The sequence below is a fragment of the Enterococcus malodoratus genome (genome assembly GCF_027659535.1).
In the GTDB taxonomy this organism is placed as follows: Bacteria; Bacillota; Bacilli; order Lactobacillales; family Enterococcaceae; genus Enterococcus_A; species Enterococcus_A malodoratus.
On the sequence record NZ_JAQDPG010000009.1, the window covers coordinates 60,173 to 86,023 of the forward strand.

Below are 25,851 nucleotides of genomic sequence, written 5' to 3' on the forward strand. Positions count from 1 at the left end.
TTCATTTTTTGATGTACTTGTACCATTCAATAAACCTTCAATAAGTGCTCTAACTCTAAATTTTCGTCAGTTCAATCGTCCAATCATTGCCAGTTCCGATTTTATAGACGGACGAGAATGAATCTAAATTGATACCCAAACCAACATTTAGCAATGAATTGATATAAAGAACTGCCTCTTTCGGCAGTACTTGAGCAAATGAACGTCCGAAGACAACTTCGTCTTGATATCGAACCACACCTTGATAGTATATTTTTACTAGCAGGCTTTGTCCATATTCAATCTGCCAATTTTTGAAAAAGTCCACCGGAATGTTCGTCCACAATGATCCAAAACGGATATCTGTGATATCAATGGTCCCGGTAATCTTATTTTCATGTTGACTTGGGGCAATTAATGGGAATGTGACTAATTCACTCGTTGGAATAACTGAACCTAATTCAGCGAAGGCAACTTTCCCACTGGCTAAACGCGCACCATTATAAACATACACATCTCGTCCATGAAATGTGTGGCTCTCTGATGATCCTGGCAAACGTTGGGTTTCTTCATCAATTTGACGGACTTCTTTGATGCCTACATATTGTGCCAAGTACGTTAATGTGCCATTGTCTGGTGTAATTACATATTGACCATCTTTTAATTCTGCCACCACACTGCGGCGTGTCGAACCGACCCCAGGATCAACGACCGAAACAAAAACTGTGCCTGCCGGCCAATAAGTAACCGCCTGTAATAATCGATAACTTGCATCGTGGATGTTATAAGGTTCAATTTCATGGGTTAAATTATTGATATTTAATGTTGGTTCGACTTGGTAAGCCACCCCATACATTGCGTTAACTGCTCCATCTTGTAAACCAAAATCCGTTTGAACTACTAAAAATCCTGCCATAAATCTTCCACCTTCCAATTGTTCTTTGAGCTAGTCCTGTAAGCTGCATTGTGCATTAGAGTCGTCACTCTTACTCATGAGCAAACAAAAAATGCCCTTAGCAAAAAAATTGCTAAGGGCATTGGACATGCGTTACCACCTTTAAATGTAAAATCCTCACAGATTTCACCTCAATCAGTACCCAAAAAAACTTTTTTTGGAGACCGTGCCTTGTTAACGGGGGCATCCGTATTTCCTTAAACCTTCGGGAAATCCGCTCAAAAGCCATTTTCAAGTAATTGATTCGCATTCCCTCACACCAAACAGGAACTCTCTTTAGCAAAAATGATTACTTTACTTTCTTTTTCATCGCGTTTTATTGATTGCTAATAAAATAGCAAAGAAAGTTTCACTTGTCAATGAAAAACAGAAAAACAGTCACTCCATTAAACATAAAAAACTGTACACTGATCAAAATGAATTTGCTAATCTTTCCAAATTTTTCATTCTTCTGATAAACTATCTTTCAAGAAACGAGGGATAAAAATGAACAACGAAATAAGCTTATTTTTTCATCATATTGGTAAACCCGTACCTCTAGAACAAATCAAAGATCATCCGGATACCAAATACAGCCCGCTTTTTGATATGTATTCTTTAGATATGAAAAATGATCTGTCATTGCCTATTGAGCTCCACGCTTTTGGTCCTGCGTCTAGTCTTGATCCGTTGATCCAAAAAGAACCTCATGTGGCGTTCAAAGTCAATAATATCGACAAAGCATTGATTGACAAAAAGATTTTGATGCCTTTGTATCAGCCCTTTGCTGATTATCGCTGTGCCATGATTTTAGTCAACGAACAGCCTATCGAACTGATTGAAACGACTCTCTCAGAAAGCGAGATTTGGGGTGATGGCATTTACAAAGACAGTATTCTTTATAACTAATTATTTTAATACTCAGGAGATGTCTTAATGGATACTTTAATGTTGGTTTTGGCTTGCTTGGGAAATTGGCTGCTTTTTTCGTTTCCGCTTTTTCAAGGTTGTTTGGAAATGAAGGAGCAAGCAAATACGATTGAGATTCTGATCGAGGAAAACGCAGAGTATAAGAAAATCTCCCCCTGGTACTGGCTGCTGCCATTCCGAAAACTCTCTCTAGAAAAAAAGCGTGCTTTGACAATTATGCGCAATGCCAGTTTAAATCAACAGCAAATGAAACAGATGCTGCTCTTTTTTGATCGGGCAACTGCTTGGCTTTTTGTCTCACTAGCCGGACTGCTAGGTGGTATTGCTGCTACGAATACACTCCTTGAAAAGCTTTTTCCTCACGAACCCATCTGGGTATTATGTATAGTAATCATGATTATCATAGGAATAAGTGCCTTCAATGTCTTCTATCGTTTAAGTAAAAAAAGAGAACAACGTCTAATCACTAAAATATTCATGGGCAAATAAAGCGGCTGAATTAACTGATCGCTTTATTTACCCATGTTATGAATGTTCTTCACTAATAAAGAATTCCGATTTTATCCTTGCCCATAGTACGCCTGTGCTCCATGTTTACGATAGTAATGCTTATCCAACAAATATTGTGGAATCTCACAAATGTTTGGATTGATCTGCTCATTTTCCTTCGCCATCAGACAGATTTCATCTAAGATCAAACTATTTTCTACTGCCTTCATAGGCGTATCTCCCCAAGTAAAGGGACCGTGACCATAAACTAAGACACCTGGAACTTCGTTGGCGTTTAAATTTTTTTCTCGAAATGTCTCAACAATTACATGCCCCGTGTTCACTTCATAAGCCTCTTTAACTTCTTTCTCAGTCAGCTGACGTGTACATGGAATTTTACCGTAGAATGCATCGGCATGGGTTGTTCCGTAAGCCGGCAAATCACGACCTGCCTGCGCCCACATCACTGAGTTGGTTGAATGCGTGTGAACAATGGCAGAAACATGATCAAAAGCTTGGTAAAGCACCACGTGTGTTGGCAAATCTGAGGAAGGATTCAGACTATCTTCAGCGAGGACCTGTCCTGCTAAATCCGTCACCACCATTTGATCCGCTTGCATTTTATCGTATTTTATACCGCTTGGCTTGATTACGATTACACCCAGCTCACGATTGATCTCACTGACATTGCCCCACGTCAATTTAACTAAACCGTATTGAGGCAGCTCCAAATTCGCTTCAAAAACTCGCTGTTTCATTGCTGCAATTATTTCTTCACGCGACATCATAACCCGCCTCCTTCAATTTTGGATAAAGATATTTTTTGGCCTGCTGGATTTCAAATTGAAAATCTTGACTCTGTTCACTCCACATTTCAATCAAAAAGGTGCCGTCGTAATCCAGTCGTTTTAAATTCTTCAACAATCCCAGGAAATCAACACACCCAGCACCAAAAGGAACATCGCGAAACTGACCAGAAAATTCTTCTGTTACTGGATAGGTATCCTTTAAATGGATCGAAGTGATACAATCGATTCCTTTTTCTAATTCTCGGGCGGGATCATTCTCTGGCCAGGCGGAAAGATTGCCTAAATCTGGATAAACTTGGAGATAAGGCGAATGAATCTGTTCTTTAATCTCCAAAAATTTTGAAATCGAGTTCATAAACGGATCATCCATGATCTCAACAGATAAGATCACCCCATATTTCGATGCCTCTTTTACACTCTCCTTCATCCCTTCAATGAAGTCTTCCCTAGAACTCATTGACTTTTTTTCATAATAGACATCGTAGCCTGCTACCTGAATCACTTTGATACTCAGTTTATGAGCTAATTGAATGGCTTTCTTCATGATTTCTTTCGCTATTTTTTGTTTTTGGGGATCGGAAGAACCAAAGGGAAAACGCCGATGCCCACTGAGACAGATAGAATTAATTCGTACACCTGTCTCAAACATCTCACTTCTTAATTGAAAAATTTTTTCTTCAGACCAATCCAAACGGGCCAACCGTTCATCGGTCTCATCGATCGACATTTCAATAAAATCAAAGCCCATCTCTTTGACTAAAGAAAAACGTTCTTTCCATGTAATATTTTTGGGTAATGCTTTTTCATAAATTCCGACTTGCGCCATGTTATTGCCCCCAAATACGAATAATCTCATTCTTGAAGTCTTGCGCAGCTTCAACTGGGTCCGCAGCAGCTGTAATTCCTCGACCAGTAATAAACGTGTATACATCAATACCTTCAAACAATTTCAAGGTGTCCACACTCAAGCCGCCGGTAACTGAAACATTGAAGCCCATTTCAATCAGCTTTTTAACTTTTAATAAGTCCTTCTCGCCCCATGTTTCACCAGCAATCAACGCATCGCGGCTTTGGTGATAAATCGCCTGTTTGATTCCTATTTCACGCCAAGCTGCAGCCTGTTCAAATGTCCAATCTCCATATAACTCTACTTGCAATTCTTCCACTTCTTTTTTAGCTGCTTCCATCGTGGGGATCGTCGCACAGCAGATGACCGTCATATAGTCTGCACCAGCCTCAGCAACATTTTTTGCCACTGTTCCACCAGCATCGGCACATTTTGTATCCGCCACTAATGTTTTTTCTGGAAACATCCCGCGAATACAGCGAATCGCCTTTTGACCTTCCTGCAAACACAGAATCGTCCCTACTTCAATAATATCCACCACAGCACCAACCTTAAAAACATCAGCTAACGCATGCTCTAAGTCATTATGGTCTAATGCAATTTGTAAGTTCGGTCTACTCATTTTGAATTCCTCTTTTACTTAGTTTTTTGATATAATGCTGATTCCGCGAATTTTTCGCCGATTTCCTTGGCCGACATTACGTTTTTGATCCCAATTACAGTCACGCCTTTTTTCTCTGCCTGCGTAAACATATTTAGAAAATTGACCGGCGTAAAAACAACATCATATTGAGTAGCCGAACTTTTCCCTTCTGAAATCGCACAATGGTGAATTTTGGTAATTGGCACGCTTAATTCCTTCATCGCTTTTTCTACACTTCTCATCATCATTAAGCTTGTTCCTGATCCATTCGCACAAGATACTAAAATTCTCATTATTATTTCCTCCTGCTTTTTATATTTTTCGATAAATTTTTGATTCTATTTAAAAACATTCACAGTCCATAAAGAAGTAATTACTTAATTTTGTTCCTGATATTTTTCTGCGTACTGTTCATAATCATCAACGATCATGAAGTAGCCATCTGGATTTTTACGGTATTGTAGCTGTGGAATGACCAATAGTCCGATAACCACAACAGCAATTCCCACATAACCTAGGACCTTCATAATGACTGCAAATATTGGCCACGCTGTCGCCCAGTCGAACATACCGATGTAGCCGCCATATTTGGACATTCCAATCCAAGTCGCGAATAATGCTGATCCGCCGACCTGAATGATCCCCGAAAGAAACGGAAATAGACAGGCGGCTTTGAACCCGCCGCGGTTATTCGCAAAGACAGCAATTACCGCATTGTCAAAGAATAATGGAATGAATCCAGCAATTACGATCGTTGGGGATTTTAACAAAATCAACAGGCCGATCATCAAGAACTGACCTAAAGCACCAAACAGGAAACCGATCGTTACAGCATTTGGCGAACCAAATCCAAACGTAGCAGCAACGTCAATTCCAGGTACTGCGCCAGGCAAGATCGTGTTTGAAATTCCTTGGAATGACTGGGTCAATTCGTCTACGAAAGTCCGAACGCCTAGTTGTAAAATTGCTAAGTAGACAGCAAAGTTTAACGATGTCGTCATAATGTAGAATAGGAAACTTTGGCCTTCCTGCATAAATTCCGCTTGGATCAAGTAATCCTTACCTAGCACCAATAGAATGATTCCGAAGAAGAACAACATCAATAAAGAAGTAGCAACCATATTTTCATTAAAAATCGACAAGAAGCCTGGCAGTTCAATATCTTCTAGCTTTTTATCCATTTTTTCTGACTTGTGTTTCTTCTCATCGCGTTTTCGCATCCATTCGGCTAATTTCGCGAAAATGAAAATCCCAAACATTTGCTGATGCGCTACTGCAAAACCAGCACCTTCTGTTAATTCCTGCGTAATTCCCACCGTTAAGTTCGAAGCAACTGCCCAATAACAGCCTAAAATTAACCCCATGAAAATTAGTACCTGAATTCGACCTAAATCAGGGAAACAGAACAATAGAATCCAAAAAGCCGTCGCAGATTGTTGAATCTGTACATTCCCTGTTGTGAACACTGAACGTAATTTCGTGTATTTTTGGAAACGAACCAATAAAATATTCATCACAAAAGCGATCAATAGTAAGATCATGACATCGCCAAACGTCCGCCCAAAGGTTTCCATCAATCCAGCATCCACCGCATTTTGTCCAAAGTACGGATCAGTAACCATTGCATTCAAGTTGAACCGTTCTTTCAATCCCACTAAAATAGGGCGAAAATTATTTACTAATCCACCTGAACCCACAGTTAAAATAAAGTAGCCGACAGTTGCCTTTAAAAATCCAGCGACACACTCATAAAGCGGCCGTTTCAATAGGATGTATCCTAGCAATACGATAAACCCGATCAGATAAGCCGGCTGCGTCAAAATATTCGTTGCAAAATATGTCCAAATACTTAACAAAAAATCACCCATTACTTTTTCCTCCTATAAGTCGTACTTTTGCATCACAGCTTGATAATCCTCGATCGACTTCGTAGCGACCAGATCTTCTACCAATCCATCCGTCATCAATAATTCAGACAAGTTTTGAATATTTTCCATATGTGCCTCTGCATCTTTAGCCGCTAAGGTGAAAAACAAAACAGCGGATTTTTCCTCCTCTTCACTTTCAAATTGAATCGGTTGTTTCATTTTAGTAAATGAGATAGCCGTTCCAAAAACCCCTTTGCTGTCTTCTGAAGAATGGGGCATTGCCACTTGAGGGACAATTACGATATAGGGACCATGTTCCTCCACACAGCGAATAATTTCTGCTGCGTAAGTCTCATCAACAAGATTCTTATTAATCAACAATTGGCAGCTTTCAAAAATCGCCTCCCGCCAATCGGTAATTTCTTTTGAAGAATAGTTGATTAACTCATTATCAAAAAAATAGTTAAGCATGTTGCTGCTCCTTTCTTCTATAAGAATGATGGAAATGGGGTATCGTTCTCTACTGAAAATGCATCCTCAAAACCGCGATAGAAATTAAACTCAAGATCATCTTTGTTTGTCGGATAAGTAAACTTCCCGCCAACTTGCCAAATATAAGGTTTAAACTCATACTTCAAGCGATCCTTTTTGAATTTCCAAATTTCAGTGATTTCCTTTGGATCTGCCATAAAGTTCGCCCAGATATCATAATGGACCGGGATCACTACCTTCGCGTTCAGCGACTCTGCCATCCGCAACATATCAACAGAAGTAACCTTATCTGTGATTCCTCGCGGGTTTTCCCCATAGGCTCCTAGACAAACATCAATTTTGTGCTCATTGCCATGTTTAGCAAACATATTGGAATAATGTGAATCGCCAGCATGATAAAGACTGCCGCCAGTTGTTTCAAATAAATAGTTCACCGCGATTTGATCCATGTCTTGTGGTAATTTATCTTTTAATGCTACTTCTGGATCCTCACAAGTTACTAAAGCTGTTCGGTCGAAGGCTTCTAAAGCAACCACGTTGATGTCCTTAATTTTGACTTCATCACCCGGTTTCACGACAATCGTCTTTTCTTCAGGAATCCCCCATTTAAGCCATGTATTGACCACTTCTTTTGGTCCCACAAATTTTGCCTCTGGACAATTTTGGTGAACCGCCGCCGCCGTGTTGATATCTAAGTGATCTGAATGAATATGTGTCACCACTAAAGCATCAACATTTTTTACTTCGAAAGGATCGATCACAAATGGTTGCGTTCTTAAATTAGGCTGCATTTTTTGTACCCCGCTCATGCGCATCATTTGATGGCCTTTTTTCATCATGCCGTTTCCATGAGTCCGTTTGCCAGTTCCGCACCATAAATCACATAAAATATTGGTTCCTTCATAACTTTTCAGCCAAATGCCTGTACAGCCTAACCACCACATCGCGAAGGTTCCTTCCTTAACATCTTCAGATTCAATCTCTTCATTCAAATACGTCCCCCATTCAGGGAATGTATCTAATACCCAGCTTTCCTTCGTTACTTCATTGACGCTTTTACTCATTATAATTGCTCCTCACATATATTTGATATGACTTACAATTAAATCTTAAAGCGTATTCAAGGTTATGAAAACCCTTTTATATGACTTTCTATTGTTTATATGATTTTCTATCCAATTTTAATGATTTTCTTAGTATAATGTAAGCGGTTAAGGAATTTTAAACGAACATCTAGTTATGTAAAATCATTTAATTGAACAGATTGTCATTTAGGAGGTATAACAATGAAGAACTCACTCATTAATATTGATAAACGTCAAAAGGATATTTTGGACTTACTGCAACAAGAGGAACAAATGACGACCCTCGAGTTGGCAGAGTCGTTAGGGGTATCCATCAGTACGGTACGGAGAGATTTAAATTTATTAGAGGAAAAAAATGATATCATTCGGAATTACGGTTATTGTTCCTATAACTATGATAACAAAACTGACTTCGACCAATCGGGACCTGAAAGAATTAAACAAGCGATCGCCAGAGAGGCCAGTAAATACGTCAGTGATTATGACACAGTATTCATTAACTCAAGTTCGACCGCTTTAAAAACACTGGATTTTATCAATTCCAATCACCTGACGATCGTCACAAACAATGTAAAGGTCAACTACTCCCCTCACAAGGATAACTGCAACTATATTTTGACTGGAGGAGAGATGCGTTTTCCGAAAGAAGCACTCGTTGGAGATATTGCATTGAATACGATCTCCTCTATGAATGCAGATGTTTGTGTGATCGGCTGCAGCGGAGTTAGTGTTGAAAATGGCGTTACGACTAAAATTTTGAATGAGTCGACAATTAACGAGATGATGATCAATAAAACGCTCAAGTGTAAAATTCTAGTTGCTGATCACCGAAAAATTGGCTTGACTTCGAAATTTAAAATAGCAGATATCTCTGTTTTCGATTACCTGATTACCGATCAATTTTGCTCAGACAAGGTTCTTAACGAAATCAAAAATGCCGGGGTGAAAGTCATCCAAATTGATTAAAAAAAGTGAGAACCTGATTCCAACATAGAATCGGGTTCTCACTTCTTTGCTTTCAGCTTGATTGTCTCTGATTAATTATTCTGCCATACTTTTATATATTCTCTTGCTATTTGTGTAACCAAATCAAAATCTTCGTTTGCTACACCCTTGAATAAATTTCCGCCTACACCTGCGGCAATGGCGCCTGCCTGTTTCCATTCTGTCAAATTATCTAAGTTGATCCCGCCAGTTGGCATAATATTAACTTGCGGCAATGGCGCTTTCGCAGCTTTGATCATTTGCGGTGTAAAATTATTGGCAGGGAACAATTTAACGATATCAGCGCCGCTTTTCATCGCCTGCTGCATTTCTGTAATTGTCATACATCCTGGTATATAAGGAACCTGATATAAATTACAAAGTTCTGCCGTCTTTTGATCAAAACAGGGACTGACAATGAACTCTGACCCAGCCATTATTGCCAAACGGGCCGTGACTGAATCCAATACTGTCCCAGCACCGATGATCACACTAGAATCCTGCTCATATTCTTCTCTTAAATCAGCAATCACTTGGTCTGCATTGGGTACAGAAAAGGTCACTTCAATGCCTTTGATCCCGCCGGCAATCACAGCCTTTGATGCCTCATACGCATGTTTATTAGATTTTTCTCTAACAACGGCAACTATTCCAGCATTTTCTAATTGAATTAATGTATCGATTTTCTTCATCCTTTTTTACCTACTCCACATTTACGTGCTCATGAAGAGCATCTTCATTTGATGTTTGATCTCGTTGCGCAAGTTTCAAAGTTAGCGCATCTAAGGTAATATGCACTGTTTGATCAAATAAGCTTGATAACAGTTGTACGGATTTTATTCCTGCTCCGGTTTTAGTTGCACCCGGCACAACAATTACTTGATCCGCCAATTTAGCCAACGGTGATTGTTTATCACTAGTCAATGCGATAATATCCAGACCAAGTTTTTTTGCCGCCTCAGTGTCAGCAACAATCCCTTTCGTCGTTCCCGAACCGGAAATCGCGACCCATGTATCACCCTTTTGGATTGAAGGAGTGATTGTTTCCCCCATAACATAATCAGTGTAACCAATGTGCATCAAACGCATCGCAAATCCCTTCGCTTGAAACCCGCTGCGGCCCGCACCAATCACAAAGATCCGTTTATCTTTTTGGAACAGAGGCAGAGCTTGATCTAGTTCTTGTTCATCTACTAGCTCCATTACTTGATTAATTTCTTGCATAATCGTTTCGATTGTTTTCATTTGTGTACAGCCCCCATAAATTCATTTACTGCCTGTAAAGGATTTTCTGCTTTCGCAATTTTTGATCCTACGATGACCACTTCAATAATTCCTTGTTCTGCCAAAAGCTGCGCCTGTCTCAGATCGATCCCGCCCGCAATCGCTAAACGTTTAATTTCGGGATATTTTTGGCGAAAAGATTCCACACTTGCAGCCGCATCAAAATGATCTTTGCGATCTACAGAATGATGCAACGCATAGATCGCATCCGGGAATAGCTTGATCTGCTCAATTTTTTCATCCGAGACTTCCAGAAGATCAATCATCATTGTTTTGTTTTCTTTTTGTGCGACATCATAGCAGGCTTGCAAGGTATCTACCGAAGCTGCGCCCATTGCGGTGACGATATCTCCCCCGTAACGAAAAGCTTGGCTAAACTCATAGGCACCTTCGTCGATCGTTTTGCTGTCAACTAGTAGGTTAGTCTGCGGTAAGACCTCTCTCAATTTTTCAATTGCTAAGTTACCATAGTCCTTAACCAAGGACGTACCCATTTCTAAAATATCGGTTTTTCCATCCAATTGTTTGGCTAGAGCAATCGCATCCTCTAACGAAACCCGATCAATTGCTGTCTGTAATTTCATGCTTCCACTTCCTGTTTTTGTAAAAATTCTTCTAGTTCTTGCGGAGTTGGATACCCATCGTTATCACCAGGTGATTGAACTGCCAGCGCGCCGATCGCATTTGCTCGAATTACTGCTTCTTCTAACGATTTTTCTTCTATTAAAGCAGTGATTAATCCAACTGCAAAGCCATCGCCAGCACCAACAGTGTCCACGACTTCTGCTACTTTAAAGCCCGGCACAGTGAAACTAGAACCGTCTTTTTGTTTTACATACGCACCTTCTGTCCCTAACTTAACAATAACTGTTTGGGTCGCCTCACCATTAGTCAAATAAAAATCCGCAATCTCTTCAGGTTCACGACTGCCCATTAAAATTTCACCTTCGTTGATTCCCGGCAATACGATCTCAGCATGAGAAGCTAGATCGTTAATTGTCTCTACCATTTCCTCTTGACTCGCCCAAAGCTGCGGGCGCAAGTTTGGATCAAACGTCGTACGGATATGATTTTTCTCTAATAAGCTAATCAAGTAACGGAAAGCGGCCTGAGCTGTTGGGGAAATAGCTGGGAAGATCCCTGACAAATGAACCATTTTCACTTCTGAAAAATCAATTTCATCTAGAATAGACTGATCAAAATGTGTCGCAGCTGAACCCTTGCGGAAGTAGAAAATACTTGGATCGCCTTGACTAACCCGATCCTTCAATTGAAAAGCGGTCCAAAAATCCGCCGTTTCCGAAATGTAATCTGTTCCTATTTTATTTTCATGTAAGCGATCGATAATAAATTCACCAAAAGGATCTTTCCCAACTTGAGTAATATACTCACTGGAGTGCCCTAAACGTGAGACACCAACAGCCACATTAACCTCAGCACCTGCCAAAAATTTTTGAAAATGTAAAGCATCTTTTAAAGACTTATCCACTTCTTCTGATCCAAACAACGCAATTGGTTCACCAATAGTTAAAAATTCACTCATGTTCATTTCCTCTTTTCTTTTAAAGTAATATATAGGCAACGATTAGATTCAAAACAGTAGCGGCCCACGCCCATGGCAGACCAGTTATTAGGAACGTTTTTGTATCCAGTCCCGCATATTGCACAGACCACAAATTCCACGACTGCGTGATACAAGCGGATACACCCATCATGGATGGCACAACGAGCAAACCGTATAGGAAATACTGATCAAACATTCCAGTTCCGACTAAGATCGCCGCGGTCGCAGCGCCTGCGCCATACAGCATCAATGGACCACGGAAGTATGACAATGGTGCGATGATGGCAACGATGATAATTAGAACCAGTTTGCTGCTGGGGATAATTTCTTGGAAAACACTAGTAAAGCCCGACATCGCATGAACGGCCGCTGATTGGAACATCGTCAAGACGAACAACATGATCAGTAAGCCAGCGATATCGCTAATCGCATGTTTAGCGGTTTCATTCATCATCGTGACAAACTTGCTGTACCGCTTCATATTTCCAGTTGCCGCAAAAGCGATAATTGTTGATAGTAAGAGCGCTGGGACAGCATCCCATTTGGCAAAAATACTCAAAGCCACTGGCATGACTGGCAAGATATACGTCCAAACTGGAACTTCTACTACCTCTTCTTTTGTGTCGCTCTCGACAATTTCTGGTTTTCCATTACGAATTTTCTTCGCATTAAATAGAATAAAGAGAATCAGAATCACCATCTGTACGCCCATGGCGACAAAACCAAAGCGTTGGTAATGAGGTCCCCACTCCACTTTTGGAAAGAACACTTGAAATTGAACGAACAATACATTATTGACGTACATTGCCGCTCCTATCGCGATTGTAAAAATGGATACGGCGATATTTTTTGGTACGCCGATCGAAAACATGATTGGAAACAGAATGACACCCACAGCGATGGCAGAACCAACACCATATGAACTCGTGAAAATCAAAGCAATTACAAGAGCGATTAAAATCGTCGCTAGAACCGGACTCTTCTTTCCGACCTTTTCTGTTCGTCGGCTGATACTTCCGGCAATTCCCGTATCAACCAAGACTCGGCCGAACCAAGACCCGAAAATAATATATGCGGCGGTCTTTCCATAATTCAATACGGGTTCAGTAAATATCTCTTTTACTGCTGTGTTGAATGGAACCATTCCGATGATCGTCCACAAGATTGCCATTACGAAGAATCCGACTGTTAAGTTTCCGCCCTTCATGGCATACAGAACAAAGATGATAAAGGTTACGGCCAAGAGTATTCCTGTTATTGCGCTACCCATGTTTGTTCACCTCCTAGTATTTGTTTAACTCGCTTAAAATACGTTGATATTTTGAAATTGGTTTCGCATGATCTTCAACAAAGAAATCATTTTCCAAATGATTGAACTTTTGGATCAAATAATAGCCAGTTAGATATGCTGCTAACGCTTCTTTTGCGGCACTCTCCATATTTTCTTTATCGATTTCTGGACGATGAATCGTTTCCATAAAATGATAAGCAAATTTTTCTGGATCGATTTTTGTTTGTTGTTCAGTCATTAGATTTCAGCCTCCAATAATTTTTTAGCTTCTAGAATTTCAGTATTTGCTGTTGTCGGATATTCAATTGCCACTGGCACGTCTTGCGGAAGAAGCTGTAAAATTTTACGCCAGTTAATTTCGCCATGATCGAGTCCGGCTGCTACTGGTTTTTCATCTTCATACCGAACGTCTTTCACGTGAATATAGTGAACATAATCTTTTAATAATTCAGCCGCCTCTATTTCGTCTTCGCCAACAAAACGCCAATTACCAAGGTCGTAAACATAACCAATATTCACACCGGCCTTTTTAATCGCCTTCATATAAGAATCAATCGCTTTGATCGTCCCAGATGTTTGAGTCTGGTCGTTTTCGATGGAAATCTCTACTTCCTTATCAAGAAGCGCTTTCAATTCTTCTTCGTGAAGATCGCCATTAAAATCGCCTGTATTCCATTTGATATGCTTAACACCCATTTGTTGTGCTTCTGTTAAATACTGTCCCAACTTAGGATTGATCTTTCCATCGACATAAACTTCATCTGGAACACTGTAAAACAACTTCATCTGTAAGCGTTCTGCCTCGGATTTAATAACAGGTATCTCTTCATCAATATTTTGGAAATACTCTCTTCTTATTTCTACTTGAGTAAAACCTAAATCGGCTATTTCTTGTAATAGCTCTCCTTGCAATTCTCCATTCGCTACTCTATCCGCATATACTAAAAAGTTAAGCACTAATCTTCCATTCATCATAAAATCGCGTCCTTTCAATTGGTTAACCGGTTTCTATACGCATATGGTAAACCGGTTTCTATAATTTGTCAACGCTTTCATTATTAAAAAACATCTTATTGTCTGCCAAAATAAAAAGCCTCGCTTAGAAATCGGTTTCTAAACGGGCTTAATCACTATAAAATATTTTAGAAAATAACTACATTAAACAGATTTACGCCATTGAACAGTCGATGGTACAATATTTTCTTGAATCGGGTTTGCTTCTGAAGTCATCAGTTTCAATAATTGTTCAGCCGCAACTTTTCCAATTTTTTTTGAGGGCTGCTCAATACTAGTAATCCCTGGTCCGACTAATTCAGTCAAATTCCAATCATCAAAACCTGTCACTCCAATTTCATTAGGTATCTCAATTTTCTCATGAATCAACCACGTCAAAACATCCATTAACATTCGACCATTTGACGCGAATAGTAACGTTCGTTTATGTTCGGCACGAATTTCCTCCAAAATATCATTAAGCTGATTGTCTTGATCAATTTCTACCAATCGACAATCCTTCCCAGCGTCTTTCACGACCTTCTCTGCCGTTGTATATCTTAATCCGCGAGTACTGACATCTTTGATCGGTTCACTGACGACTACTACTTGTTCATACCCTTTTTCAAGCGCCTTCTCTAGAACCGTTTTTGTTGAAGCGACATTGTTCGTCAATACGGAAGACCAGCGTTCAGGTTCTGTTTGACGATCGACCAACAAAAGCGGAATATTGCGTTCTGAGATAAACTCATAGTTTCCTGATTGTCGTGATGAAGGCTGCAAAATAATACCCTCGACACTTTGATCTAGTAGTTTTTCCAGTAGATCTTTTTCTTGCGTAATCGAGTTAGCGGCATCCATGATGATCATTTGATAACCACTTTGTTCTAACACCTGTCCAATCCCTTTTAGCAGCAATGAAGAATACATGTTGGAAATATCCGCAACCACCACGCCAATCAAGTAACTGTGCTTTGATTTCAAAGCTTGTGCCTGTTTACTGGGACGATAATTCAATCGCTCGATTACTTCTGCAATCTTGGCTTTCGTTTCTTTAGACATGTTGCCATAATTATTGTTTAAAAATCGTGAGATTGTTGTTTTTGAAACGCCCGCTTCTTCAGCAACCTCTTTGATTGTAATTTTTTTCATATTTTCTTCTCCAACTATCTTTTTTATTATTGTAGCGAACTTTATGACGTTTTGAAAGTAACTCAGCAGCACGATCTTTTAGCCCAAGACTTTACTCAATTCAACTTCATACTTATCCTTAATCAAAAGATAATGGCAATGATATTTTTTACACATCCTAAAATTTTTAACGTTCTCATCAATCATCGATCCTTCTGAGAGATCTGAGTCGTCAATTCTTTGTTCTATGGCATTCGCAAATTTCTTAATCTCTTGAAAATTTTCCCGAATATATTCCTTGGTCATAATCAGACAGCAATAGTGAATATGCTCCAAATATTTTTGACTAAAAGATAACTGCCAATCGAAGGGCACGTAGACGCCCTCAATAATCAAATTTTGCTGGTTCTCAATCGCTGTTTTAATAATCTCTTTTACAATCCCCCACAAATATGGCGTCAACATATCATCATCTGAAGGTGTTAAGCTCGTTTGACCGATCCTGATCAGCCCCATTTTTAAATGATCAATCGACAAATAAGGGTATTGATATTTTTCTAGCAGTCTTTGAGCCAACACCGTTTTTCCCGTGTGGGATGCTCCAGTAAGTATTATGATCATTCTTTTCATCCTTTCAGTTGAATCTACTACTTATTGTCTCATATCACAGACATAGAATTACAAAATAGTAGTGATGTTTCGGATATTTTCTTTTATAATTGGTGTAATCGAATTCACTTAGGGGTGTTAAAATGGAAAATTACCGCGTGGCCTTTTTTGATATTGATGGCACTTTGGCTGATAATCAACTACCGCACCATTTATCATTTGCTGAACGGGGGCCTGATTCAGCAAAACGAGCTTTACGAAAACTAAAAGCAAATAATATCGAACCTGTTATTGCATCGGGGCGCCATTATCAAACCTTAACAGGATTAGCAGAAATTTTAGGTGTAAACAGTATTATTTCATCTAATGGTAACTGCGTACACTATCATGGACAGATGATTCATCAGAATATTATTCCGCCTACTATGCTGAAAGAACTAGTTGACCATTTGCATGAACAAAAGATTGAATTTTTAATTGAAACATCGCAAACAATCTATTGTTTCGAGAGTAATAAATATCATGGAGATCATCCCGCGGATAAAACTTTTTTGAAGACAGGTGAGCCATTACCTGAAAATGTTCTTCAACTGATTGTCCCTTGGAATGAAGCAACTGATTTCAAATTAGGAACGGATTCTCCCTTAATCGCGGAAAAAGTGGCACCTGTTGCAGCGAATATCCATTTGAAAACAGGAACAAAGGCAGAGGGAATTCATAGAATTTGTGATGAAATGGCCATCACCGCTGAACAGGCGTTAGCTTTTGGTGATGAAGAAAATGATTTTACAATGTTTGATGCAGTGGGTTTTCCAGTAGCGATGGGCAATGCCTCGCCTGCTTTAAAAGAAAAAGCCGCTTATGTAACGGCATCTGTCTCTGATGCCGGGATCTGGAAAGCCTGTATTGAGCTAGGCTTAATCTCTGAATAGAAAAAATCCGTCAGAAAATCTGACGGATTTTTTTAACGTTCATTAATATCTTGATATTCACGATCTTCGGAAACTTCCATATAAGCCGGTCGAATAATTTTTTGTACATTAATCAGCTCTTCGATGCGGTGGGCTGACCAACCAACAATTCGGGCAATCGCAAACATCGGCGTATAAAGTTCTTGCGGCAGATCCAGCATATTATAGACGAATCCACTAAAGAAATCGATGTTTGCACTGACTCCTTTGTAAACCTTGCGTCTTTCTGAAATAATCTCTGGTGCTAACCGTTCAACTTTACGATATAAATTGAACTCCGCCGAGGCTTCAGAACCTTTTTCAGCTGCCAATTTCTCCACATAACGTTTAAATATTTCAGCTCGCGGATCAGATTCAGCATAAACCGCATGTCCCATCCCATAAATCAATCCCTGTTTATCAAATGCTTCCTTGTTTAATATTTGCTCTAGATAATTTCTTATCTCGTTCTCATCTTCACAATCGTTGACGGTCGCCTTCAAGTCCTCCATCATTTGCGTCACTTTGATATTAGCGCCTCCATGCTTGGGACCCTTTAAAGAACCCAACGCCGCTGCGATTGTCGAATAAGTATCTGTACCACTGGAAGTAACCACTCGGGTTGTAAAGGTCGAATTGTTACCTCCGCCATGTTCCATATGTAAAACTAGTGCCATATCAAGTGTTTGTGCTTCTTGGAAGGTGTATTTTTTGTCTGGGCGCAGCATCGTCAAAATTGCTTCCGCAGTACTTAAGTTTTCATCCGGGCGATGAATATACATGCTATCCCCTTTAGTATAGTGATTATACGCATGATACGAATAAACAGCGATCATAGGGAACGTCGCAATTAGTGATAAACTTTGATCTAAAACATTCTCAATACTGATGTCATCTGTTTTTCTATCATAACATCCTAATGTCAGGACACTTCGAGACATCATATTCATGATATTATGTGATGGCGCCTTCATAATAACATCACGTACAAAGTTAGTTGGAAGTGTTCGTCTTTTGCCTATTAAAGCCCTGAATTCTGCCAGTTCTTCCGTACTGGGTAACGAGCCAAATAATAACAAGTAGCTAACCTCTTCGAACCCTAAACGTTCCTCTGATACAAATCCATTCACTAACTCATTAATATCGATTCCGCGATATCGTAATTCTCCATATTTAGAGACGATTTTATCGCCATCCATGATTTGCGGATGAATCGTGGAAATATTGGTTAAACCAGCCAGAACACCTTTGCCATCAAGGTCGCGCAACCCTTTTTTAACATTGTGTTTCCTATATAAAGAAGCCTCTAAAAAGTCCTCTTTTCGGCATACCTCAGCCATTTGGTTCAAATCTAACATCATTGTGTCCTCCTAACTTCAATTAATTTACAATCGGGTTAAGAAACATTATAACACCATTGGCGTAAAATGAAATACTTTTAATAATTTCATTTACTTTCTTTTTTTTTATTCGTATAATATAGCCATCTGATTTTTAAACGATAACGTATTTAGGAGGGATTTTGTATTGGACTGGAAAAAAGAGCTTTTCGTCAATGACGAACATTATACATACTTTGATCTTTCATCAATTGTCAATACGTACCAGAAAAAAATCGCTGAGTATCCATACAGCATTCGAGTATTATTAGAAAGTTTAGCTCGTCATCAGGAGATTACTGATTTAGAGAATTTAATTGCATTTGATGCGAAACAACCATCAGGGGTTGTTCCCTTTCGTCCGTCACGAGTAGTCTTACAAGATTTTACAGGCGTTCCAGCAGTGGTAGATCTTGCCGCAATGCGCGATGCTGTTGTAAATCTGGGCGGCGACCCAAGAGTCATCAACCCTGAAATTCCCGTTACATTAGTCGTGGACCATTCTGTCCAAGTCGATTGTGCTGGTACTGAGGAAAGTCTTGCCTATAATACAGAAAAAGAATTTGAACGCAATCATGAACGCTATCAATTTCTAAAATGGGCGCAACAAGCCTTTGACAACTTTGAGGTCGTTCCTCCCGAAACAGGGATTATTCACCAAGTCAATCTTGAATATTTATCAGATGTCATTTTAAAGAACGATGACAATTTGCTTTTCCCTGATTCTTTAGAAGGAACCGATTCCCATACAACCATGATTAATGGACTAGGTGTTCTTGGTTGGGGCGTTGGCGGAATTGAAGCAGAGGCGGCAATTTTAGGTGAGGCTTCCTATTTCCCAACACCAGAAGTTATCGGTGTAGAACTGACCGGGACACTAAGTTTAGGTGCAACAGCTACAGACCTAGCACTCTATTTAACTGAACTTTTACGTAATGAAAAAGTTGTTGGGAAATTCGTTGAATATTTTGGGGCTGGGTATAAAAGTCTGAGCCTCTCCGATCGGGCAACAATTGCCAATATGGCTCCTGAATACGGAGCGACTTGCGGATTCTGTCCGATTGATGAAGAAACATTAAGTTATCTTCGCTTGACCGGCCGCTCTGAAAAACAGGTTAAATTGGTCGAAGTCTATGCAAAACAAAATAATCTCTTTTATGATGGTTTAGAGACGCCGGCGTATACACGAGTGATCAAATTGGATTTATCAACTGTTCATTCATCAGTTGCTGGTCCTAAACGACCGCAAGACCGGATTCTATTAGCTGATGTCTCAGAAAATTTCCAGACATCCCTGACTAATCCAAGTGGACCAAAGGGATTTGGTTTATCCGCCGATGAGATTGATCGTATAGAAACCATTAGTGGAACAGACAATTCGATTGAAACTGGGGATTTAGCTCTGGCTGCGATCACCAGCTGTACAAATACTAGTAATCCTTCTGTAATGGTTGCGGCAGGCTTATTGGCGAAAAAAGCTGTGAATTTAGGGTTAAAGGTTCCTTCGACTATTAAAACATCCTTAGCGCCCGGATCAAAAATCGTCACGCAATATTTGGAAAAGGGAAATTTATTAGAACCTTTAGCTGCGTTAGGTTTTGATATCGTTGGTTATGGATGTACAACCTGTATTGGTAATTCTGGTCCTTTAGCTGCAGAGATCGAAACAACCTTAAAAGAAAGCGAACTAGTTGTTTCTGCTGTACTATCGGGAAATCGAAACTTTGAAGGACGTATCCACCCATTAATCAAAGCGAATTATTTAGCTTCACCGCCACTAGTAATTGCTTATGCTCTTGCCGGCTCGATCAAAAAAGATCTGACAAAAGAAGCACTCGCGACGATTGATGGAAAAGAAATCTATTTACAAGATTTATGGCCTTCACAAGAAGAAGTAAACGCCTATATCAATGATTTCTTGAATCCAGAGGACTTCCGAGAAGCCTACAGTAACGTTTATCAATCGAATGAACGCTGGAACAAAATTGAAACCTCTGAAGGTGACTGCTATGACTGGGATGATGCGTCGACCTATATCGCTAATCCGCCTTTCTTCAAAGATCTTGGGAAAACTGCTAATGATTCCAATGTCCTAACAAACTTGCAAGTTCTTGCCAAATTTGGGGATTCAGTTACTACCGATCATATTTCTCCAGCTGGTAATATCGGGCTTCAATCCCCAGCAGGTAAATATTTGAAAGATCATGGTTTAACTTACAAGGATTTTAATTCATTCGGCTCTAGACGTGGTAATCATGAAGTTATGATGCGCGGAACATTTGGAAATATTCGAATTCAGAATCAATTAACCCCAGAAATAACCGGTGGCTATACAAAGTTGTCCACTACTGGTGAAGAATTACCAATTTACGATGCGGCAATGTACTATCAAAAGGAACAAATTGGTACCGTGATTCTTGCAGGGAAAGATTATGGGATGGGATCTTCCCGTGATTGGGCTGCCAAAGGTACGAATCTTCTAGGTGTTAAAGCCGTATTGGCGGAAAGCTATGAACGGATTCATCGCAGCAATTTAGTTATGATGGGCGTTATTCCTTTTGAATACCTGCCTGGCGAAACAGCACAATCCCTTGGTTTAAGTGGAAAGGAAAGCTATAGCTTTGACTTCCCTGCTGAACCATCAATTAACCAAATCATTGATGTAACGGCTATCGGTGAAGATGAGCTTCATTTCAAAGTGAAATTACGCTTTGATTCTGAAGCAGATATCGCATATTGGAAGAACCAAGGAATTTTACCGCTAGTTATTAATAAAAAAATGCAAAAGGAGCAAGCCTAATGACAAACACGCTAAATCCTGTTATTCCTTATATTGAGGGCGACGGCATTGGTCCTGAGATATGGCAAGCAACACAAAAAGTTGTTGATGCCGCAGTCTCTTCTGCTTATCAAGAAGATCGTAAAATTGAATGGCTGGAAATTCTTGCCGGCGAAAAGGCCTTCAATCAGACGGGAACTTGGCTTCCAGATGAAACGCTAGAAGCTATTAAAGAACACAAAATCGCAATCAAAGGACCTTTAACGACTCCAATTGGAGAAGGGTTTCGTTCATTGAACGTTACTTTACGTCAAGAATTGGATTTATATGCTTGTGTTCGTCCTGTTCGCTACTTTCGAGGTGTTCCCTCACCGTTAAAGGAACCGGAAAAAACCGACATGACGATCTTTCGCGAAAATACGGAGGATGTTTATGCTGGTATTGAATTTGCTAAAGACTCAAAAGAAGTGAAACAGCTTTTGGATTTTTTAACCGCCCAATTATCCGTCACAAAAGTTCGTTTTTCGGAAACAAGCGCGTTGGGAATCAAACCGATTTCGCAGGAAGGAAGCGAACGTTTGATTGCAGCTGCTATGGATTATGCGATCGATCAAGGTAAAAAACGTGTAACCATAATTCATAAAGGAAATATCATGAAATTCACTGAAGGCGGCTTTAAGAATTGGGGCTATGATTCCATTGAAAAGAATTACCCTCAAGCTTTCACGATGAATCAATATAAAAATATTGCGGCCGAATCGGGTGCTGAGAAAGCCGTGAACGCTTTAGAAGAAGCTAAAAAAGCCAATAAAATCATTGTTGACGATGTCATCGCTGATAATTTCTTACAGCAGATCCTGCTATACCCGGAAAAGTATCAAGTTGTCGCTACAACAAATCTTAACGGTGATTACATTTCTGACGCTTTAGCTGCACAAGTCGGCGGCATTGGTATCTCGCCTGGTGCGAATATCAATTATAAAACTCGGCATGCGATTTTTGAAGCAACTCACGGAACGGCTCCGGATATTGCTGGTAACGGTTGGGCGAACCCTTGCTCATTACTTCTTTCCGCCACCATGATGCTAGATCATCTAGAATGGTATGAGGCCAGCAAAAAGATAACAAAAGCGATCGAGTCAGCGCTTCAAAACAAGCAAATGACTCATGACTTTGCTCAAATGTTGGGTATCGCGGAATTATCTACTGCTGATTTTGCCGATTGCTTAATCGATACAATTAAAAAGGCTTAGTAAAACAACAAAGCTCCGATGAAAGATCTATTCTTCATCGGAGCTTTGTTAATGATCAAATCAGTCGACTCTTTTTCTTGATAAATTATAAGAAAAATGATCGTGTTATTTAATAAATACTCGTCATTTTTATCCATACTCTCGTACAAAAAAATCACTCAGAAACCTTAAAAAAGTTTCTGAGTGATTTTTTTAATCGGCCTGTTAACTAAAGAAACACTCTTTAGAAACAATCCCTGCGATTTCACTATATTTAATTAGTACTTGACCATTTACTTGATCAATCTTATCTGCATCTAATCCGTAAAAGCGCTCAACATTCACGATGCAGCCATTACTTTCTTTACGGATGATCTCTCCAATGATCGGCCGAGCAAAATCAGTTTTACGGCATTCATAGCTCTCTCCTATAATAATCGCTTCTTTATTCATTCAACCACCTCATTAATGTTTTATACTACACTTATATAGTAGCATTAAGCGGAGTAAAAAACCACATTAAGAGTGTTATTTGTTAATTAACCATCTTTTTAAGCAATAATCATAATTTTAATTTATATTTTCCAGCAATAACGCTACATATTGCTCTAAGTAAAATTGATCCATTTGATCATACATACCAATTTCTGAACGCGCTGCAGAATCACAAGCAATATAATTTTTATGTTCCAAAACATTTTCTACGATTATGGTTTGATTTTTTTCGGCCGACTCACCGCATACCCCTTTTCCCATCGCAATATGAACACACGAGACATTCCCTTGAAACGGTCCTAAAATCAGTTCATCATTTTTGAACAAATAGTACCCCGCGAAGACTGTCTCCTGTAATGTTTGATTCAGCAAAGCCGATGAATTTGCCAAATTTGCGATTAGATCTGTTTCTCCCTCGAGCAATGCTTTTTGCTGTAAAAGTAATAATTTATACGCTTCCTCTTTTGCTTCTTGATTTTTCCAACTCATAAAAATTCCTCCTACTTTGACTTTCCCTTATCGAAAATAAATTACTTAAGTATACCATTTGTTTTAATTCTAATTATCTAAACATGAATGATAACTTTTGGTTTATTTTACCCTAACCCTAGGAATAACTCCATTGATTAAAATATTGCTATTTCACTACAAAACCAACTCTTAGATTCAATAAAACGCTTGCTTGTCAAGTGAATTACCACTTATTTTTACCAGTTAAATATTTCATTATCATTACAATCAATACGGTTAGATAAAAATTCAAATACTTTAAACTTTTTATTCATATCTTCTTATATAATTGAATCCGAAAGATGAAAAAAGTGAGGGAATCCATTGATTAAGTTGAAAAGATATACGGCACTAACTTTATGTGCCTTGACATTAACCACTACCCCATTAAGTGCATTGGCAGATGAATACGATCAAAAAATTGCCGATCAAGATAAAAAGATCTCTGACTTGCAGCAAACGGAGCAATCTGCAGAAGATCAAAAAGCAGCAGTTGAGCAACAAGTTGCCGCTGTTGAAAAAGAAGTAAATGATGTCTTGAAAGAAAAAACCAATGAAGAAAAGAAACTGAGCGACTTGACCGCTAAAATTGGTATCCTTCAAGAAAAAATTCAAAAACGCGACGAACAAATCAGAAATCAGGCACGTGATGTACAAACGAAGCACGATTCTGCTTCTGTTGTTGATGCTGTAATCAATTCTAAATCTGTTGGTGAAGCCGTGAAGAAAACAATGGCCGTATCAACGATTTTAACAGCTAACAAAAATATCATGGAGCAACAAACAAAAGACAAGACTGAACTTGAAAAGCTTGAAAAAGAAGCGGAACAACGCTTGCAAGTAATCAATGAAAAGACTGCCGAATTAAAAGCAAAACAAGACCAATTAGTACAAACCAAATTGGATCAGCAAGTAAAACTCAATGAGATCCAAGCAAGTATCGCGACTGAAAAAGATCAAAAAGAAAAATACGAGACCCAAAAAGAAGAAGCTGAAAAGAAACGCCAAGCAGCGTTGAAGGCTTTAGAAGAGCAACGTAAAAAAGAAGAAGAAGCTCGTGAAAAAGCACAAGCTGAAGCTGAAAAACAAGCCAAAAAAGCAGCTGAAGAAGCTCAAAAAGCTGCCGAAGAAGCTGAGAAACAAGCAGCGGCTGCTGAAACTGCTAAACAAAAACAAGAAGCTGAAATTGCTCAGCTGGAAGCACAGCAACAAGAACAACAGGCGAAGCAACAGCAAGAGCAAGCTCAAACTGTTACGGATACTGGTGCTGCACAAGTCACAACTAATCCAACAGCTCCTGTAACAAATGAGTCAAAACCTGCTGCAAACAGCAGTGGCTGGTCTTCACCTTTATCGATCGGCTTAGTAGTCACTAGCCCATTTGGTCCTCGTCAAGATCCGACTGGAGCATCTGGCACACAACACGACGGTATCGATTTCGCGGGCTCTGCTGGTACTCCAATCATGGCTTCTAAAGGCGGAACAGTTGTTGAAGCAGGATTCCACTGGTCAGCAGGTAATCATGTTATTATTCAACACTCTGACGGTTATTATTCATACTACATGCACATGGTATCTGCACCAAGTGTTAGTGTTGGTTCAGAAGTCGGTGCAGGTCAAGTTTTAGGCGGTATGGGAACAACTGGTAACTCAACTGGTGTTCATTTGCACTTTGGTGTATCTACTGCTTTATGGTCAGGTTTTGTTAACCCTGCCCCACTATTAGGTGTTTAAACAAACGATTTAAAAAAAGTGTAGAACAATAATCAGAATATATCTGATCATTGTTCTACACTTTTTATTTTATTAATAGAAAGGAAGCAGCTAATGACTATTGAAGAAATTGTAACTCTTTTGAAAGAATTCTCTTCTGAAAAATTTAAGAAGAATATCATTAAGTTAGGAATTCCTGCTGAACACACGATTGGCGTCCCGACTTCTGATTTGCGAAAGCTGGCCAAAAAAATCCCTAAAGAAAAAGATTTTCTAATCGAGCTGTGGCAAACAGACTATCATGAATGCAAGATATTAACTGTTTTAGCACTCAATCCTAAAGACTGTACAACTGAAGATATCAACTTTTTTATGGATGGAATCATTTCCTGGGATCTCTGCGATCTTTTCTGTAAAAATATTTTGATCAAGCAAGCAGATTTCGACCGCTTTATTCAGGGGTGGATCGATTCAAAAGACTTATTTTATAAGCGTGCAGCATTTTCCTTAATCGCCAGTACATCAACACATGCTTCCCTATCCATTACAGAAATCAAAAACTATCTGGACTTGATCGCGATACATTCAGATGATGATCGTTTATTAGTAAAGAAAGCCGCTTCCTGGTCTCTGAGAGAGTTAGGTAAAACGAATGATGAAGCAAAAGATTTAGCGATTAGGACTGCAGAAGAAATGCAAAAGCAGGATTCAAAAGCAAAACAATGGATCGCTAAAGATGCCCTAAAGGAACTGATACTTTTAGTGCAGGCGCCTGGACGTTCACGTCTGATCTCTTCAAAATCAAAAATGGGAAAAGAAGTTTAAAAAGCTACCACACCTAGGAAATTTTCTTAGATGTGG

At 39.4% G+C, this 25,851-nt stretch carries 28 protein-coding genes and 1 other annotated feature; of the genes, 8 read left to right on the forward strand and 20 right to left on the reverse strand.

Annotation, left to right across the window (positions count from 1 at the left end; translation table 11 throughout):
• Positions 1-55 precede the first annotated feature (55 nt).
• Positions 56-895 carry an SAM hydrolase/SAM-dependent halogenase family protein gene (locus PGP85_RS14795; RefSeq protein ID WP_010740133.1) on the reverse strand — a complete coding sequence of 280 codons (840 nt, stop codon included), beginning with the start codon at positions 893-895 and terminating at the stop codon, positions 56-58.
• A gap of 111 nt (positions 896-1,006) precedes the next feature.
• Positions 1,007-1,253, reverse strand: a binding site (T-box leader).
• 167 nt (positions 1,254-1,420) lie between these two features.
• Between PGP85_RS14795 and PGP85_RS14800 the strand changes: the two genes are divergently transcribed.
• Both PGP85_RS14800 and PGP85_RS14805 read left to right on the forward strand, forming a co-directional pair.
• Positions 1,421-1,822 carry a hypothetical protein gene (locus tag PGP85_RS14800; protein ID WP_270328262.1) on the forward strand — a complete coding sequence of 134 codons (402 nt, stop codon included), beginning with the start codon at positions 1,421-1,423 and terminating at the stop codon, positions 1,820-1,822.
• A 27-nt stretch (positions 1,823-1,849) separates the two neighbouring features.
• Complete coding sequence (locus PGP85_RS14805; RefSeq protein ID WP_270328264.1) at positions 1,850-2,332, forward strand: hypothetical protein; 483 nt, start codon at positions 1,850-1,852, stop codon at positions 2,330-2,332.
• Between the two features lie 71 nt (positions 2,333-2,403).
• Here the strand turns inward: PGP85_RS14805 and PGP85_RS14810 are convergent, their stop codons facing one another.
• The 7 genes from PGP85_RS14810 to ulaG all read right to left on the reverse strand — a co-directional run bounded on the left by PGP85_RS14810 (position 2,404) and on the right by ulaG (position 8,055).
• Positions 2,404-3,117, reverse strand: coding sequence for an L-ribulose-5-phosphate 4-epimerase (locus tag PGP85_RS14810; protein WP_010740136.1), 714 nt, complete (start codon positions 3,115-3,117; stop codon positions 2,404-2,406).
• Positions 3,107-3,967 (reverse strand): L-ribulose-5-phosphate 3-epimerase, encoded by an 861-nt coding sequence (locus tag PGP85_RS14815; RefSeq protein ID WP_010740137.1) that lies wholly within the window; start codon positions 3,965-3,967, stop codon positions 3,107-3,109. The genes PGP85_RS14810 and PGP85_RS14815 overlap by 11 nt, the downstream gene beginning before the upstream one ends.
• A 1-nt stretch (position 3,968) precedes the next feature.
• Positions 3,969-4,610, reverse strand: coding sequence for a 3-keto-L-gulonate-6-phosphate decarboxylase UlaD (locus tag PGP85_RS14820; protein WP_010740138.1), 642 nt, complete (start codon positions 4,608-4,610; stop codon positions 3,969-3,971).
• 14 nt (positions 4,611-4,624) lie between these two features.
• A complete protein-coding gene (locus tag PGP85_RS14825) occupies positions 4,625-4,924 on the reverse strand; it encodes a PTS sugar transporter subunit IIB (RefSeq protein ID WP_010740139.1) in 300 nt (99 codons plus the stop codon).
• 84 nt (positions 4,925-5,008) lie between these two features.
• Positions 5,009-6,499, reverse strand: a complete 1,491-nt coding sequence (locus PGP85_RS14830) for a PTS ascorbate transporter subunit IIC (protein WP_251867997.1) — start codon at positions 6,497-6,499, stop codon at positions 5,009-5,011.
• Between the two features lie 12 nt (positions 6,500-6,511).
• Positions 6,512-6,970 carry a PTS sugar transporter subunit IIA gene (locus PGP85_RS14835; protein WP_010740141.1) on the reverse strand — a complete coding sequence of 153 codons (459 nt, stop codon included), beginning with the start codon at positions 6,968-6,970 and terminating at the stop codon, positions 6,512-6,514.
• Positions 6,971-6,987: 17 nt separating this feature from the next.
• Positions 6,988-8,055, reverse strand: coding sequence for an L-ascorbate 6-phosphate lactonase (gene ulaG / locus PGP85_RS14840; RefSeq protein WP_270328269.1), 1,068 nt, complete (start codon positions 8,053-8,055; stop codon positions 6,988-6,990).
• 222 nt (positions 8,056-8,277) lie between these two features.
• Here ulaG and PGP85_RS14845 point away from each other — a divergent pair, with 222 nt between their 5' ends.
• A complete protein-coding gene (locus PGP85_RS14845) occupies positions 8,278-9,042 on the forward strand; it encodes a DeoR/GlpR family DNA-binding transcription regulator (RefSeq protein WP_010740143.1) in 765 nt (254 codons plus the stop codon).
• 71 nt (positions 9,043-9,113) lie between these two features.
• Here PGP85_RS14845 and PGP85_RS14850 read toward each other — a convergent pair whose 3' ends face one another.
• The 9 genes from PGP85_RS14850 to PGP85_RS14890 all read right to left on the reverse strand — a co-directional run bounded on the left by PGP85_RS14850 (position 9,114) and on the right by PGP85_RS14890 (position 15,944).
• Positions 9,114-9,752 (reverse strand): bifunctional 2-keto-4-hydroxyglutarate aldolase/2-keto-3-deoxy-6-phosphogluconate aldolase, encoded by a 639-nt coding sequence (locus PGP85_RS14850; protein ID WP_270328272.1) that lies wholly within the window; start codon positions 9,750-9,752, stop codon positions 9,114-9,116.
• 10 nt (positions 9,753-9,762) lie between these two features.
• Complete coding sequence (hxlB, locus tag PGP85_RS14855) at positions 9,763-10,305, reverse strand: 6-phospho-3-hexuloisomerase (protein ID WP_090404797.1); 543 nt, start codon at positions 10,303-10,305, stop codon at positions 9,763-9,765.
• The gene (locus PGP85_RS14860) at positions 10,302-10,928 is read right to left on the reverse strand and encodes an orotidine 5'-phosphate decarboxylase / HUMPS family protein (protein ID WP_270328276.1); all 627 of its coding nucleotides are present in this window, start codon (positions 10,926-10,928) and stop codon (positions 10,302-10,304) included. Before PGP85_RS14860 ends, hxlB begins: the two co-directional genes overlap by 4 nt.
• Complete coding sequence (locus PGP85_RS14865) at positions 10,925-11,887, reverse strand: sugar kinase (protein WP_270328278.1); 963 nt, start codon at positions 11,885-11,887, stop codon at positions 10,925-10,927. Before PGP85_RS14865 ends, PGP85_RS14860 begins: the two co-directional genes overlap by 4 nt.
• 19 nt (positions 11,888-11,906) lie before the next feature.
• The gene (locus tag PGP85_RS14870; protein ID WP_010740148.1) at positions 11,907-13,178 is read right to left on the reverse strand and encodes a hypothetical protein; all 1,272 of its coding nucleotides are present in this window, start codon (positions 13,176-13,178) and stop codon (positions 11,907-11,909) included.
• Between the two features lie 13 nt (positions 13,179-13,191).
• Positions 13,192-13,437: a hypothetical protein gene (locus PGP85_RS14875; protein ID WP_010740149.1), complete on the reverse strand. Its 246-nt coding sequence runs from the start codon at positions 13,435-13,437 to the stop codon at positions 13,192-13,194.
• Positions 13,437-14,174: a sugar phosphate isomerase/epimerase family protein gene (locus PGP85_RS14880; protein ID WP_270328281.1), complete on the reverse strand. Its 738-nt coding sequence runs from the start codon at positions 14,172-14,174 to the stop codon at positions 13,437-13,439. The genes PGP85_RS14875 and PGP85_RS14880 overlap by 1 nt, the downstream gene beginning before the upstream one ends.
• A gap of 183 nt (positions 14,175-14,357) precedes the next feature.
• The gene (locus tag PGP85_RS14885; protein ID WP_270328283.1) at positions 14,358-15,344 is read right to left on the reverse strand and encodes a LacI family DNA-binding transcriptional regulator; all 987 of its coding nucleotides are present in this window, start codon (positions 15,342-15,344) and stop codon (positions 14,358-14,360) included.
• Positions 15,345-15,422: 78 nt separating this feature from the next.
• The gene (locus PGP85_RS14890; protein ID WP_270328285.1) at positions 15,423-15,944 is read right to left on the reverse strand and encodes an ATP-binding protein; all 522 of its coding nucleotides are present in this window, start codon (positions 15,942-15,944) and stop codon (positions 15,423-15,425) included.
• A 131-nt stretch (positions 15,945-16,075) separates the two neighbouring features.
• On the opposite strand from PGP85_RS14890, the gene PGP85_RS14895 reads away from it, so the two are divergent.
• Positions 16,076-16,864, forward strand: a complete 789-nt coding sequence (locus tag PGP85_RS14895; protein WP_270328287.1) for an HAD-IIB family hydrolase — start codon at positions 16,076-16,078, stop codon at positions 16,862-16,864.
• Between the two features lie 32 nt (positions 16,865-16,896).
• Here the strand turns inward: PGP85_RS14895 and PGP85_RS14900 are convergent, their stop codons facing one another.
• Positions 16,897-18,222 (reverse strand): citrate/2-methylcitrate synthase, encoded by a 1,326-nt coding sequence (locus tag PGP85_RS14900; protein WP_371198710.1) that lies wholly within the window; start codon positions 18,220-18,222, stop codon positions 16,897-16,899.
• Positions 18,223-18,409: 187 nt separating this feature from the next.
• On the opposite strand from PGP85_RS14900, the gene acnA reads away from it, so the two are divergent.
• Positions 18,410-21,061 carry an aconitate hydratase AcnA gene (gene acnA / locus PGP85_RS14905; protein ID WP_270328289.1) on the forward strand — a complete coding sequence of 884 codons (2,652 nt, stop codon included), beginning with the start codon at positions 18,410-18,412 and terminating at the stop codon, positions 21,059-21,061.
• Positions 21,061-22,293, forward strand: coding sequence for an NADP-dependent isocitrate dehydrogenase (gene icd, locus PGP85_RS14910; RefSeq protein ID WP_270328291.1), 1,233 nt, complete (start codon positions 21,061-21,063; stop codon positions 22,291-22,293). Before acnA ends, icd begins: the two co-directional genes overlap by 1 nt.
• 204 nt (positions 22,294-22,497) lie before the next feature.
• Here icd and PGP85_RS14915 read toward each other — a convergent pair whose 3' ends face one another.
• Together PGP85_RS14915 and PGP85_RS14920 are read right to left on the reverse strand one after the other, a co-directional pair.
• Entirely contained in the window at positions 22,498-22,725 is a 228-nt protein-coding gene (locus PGP85_RS14915; protein ID WP_010740157.1) for a hypothetical protein, read from the reverse strand.
• 117 nt (positions 22,726-22,842) lie between these two features.
• The gene (locus tag PGP85_RS14920) at positions 22,843-23,256 is read right to left on the reverse strand and encodes a GAF domain-containing protein (protein ID WP_270328293.1); all 414 of its coding nucleotides are present in this window, start codon (positions 23,254-23,256) and stop codon (positions 22,843-22,845) included.
• 345 nt (positions 23,257-23,601) lie between these two features.
• On the opposite strand from PGP85_RS14920, the gene PGP85_RS14925 reads away from it, so the two are divergent.
• Together PGP85_RS14925 and PGP85_RS14930 are read left to right on the forward strand one after the other, a co-directional pair.
• Entirely contained in the window at positions 23,602-25,011 is a 1,410-nt protein-coding gene (locus PGP85_RS14925) for a peptidoglycan DD-metalloendopeptidase family protein (protein ID WP_270328294.1), read from the forward strand.
• Between the two features lie 93 nt (positions 25,012-25,104).
• Positions 25,105-25,815: a DNA alkylation repair protein gene (locus PGP85_RS14930; RefSeq protein WP_270328295.1), complete on the forward strand. Its 711-nt coding sequence runs from the start codon at positions 25,105-25,107 to the stop codon at positions 25,813-25,815.
• Positions 25,816-25,851 lie beyond the last annotated feature (36 nt).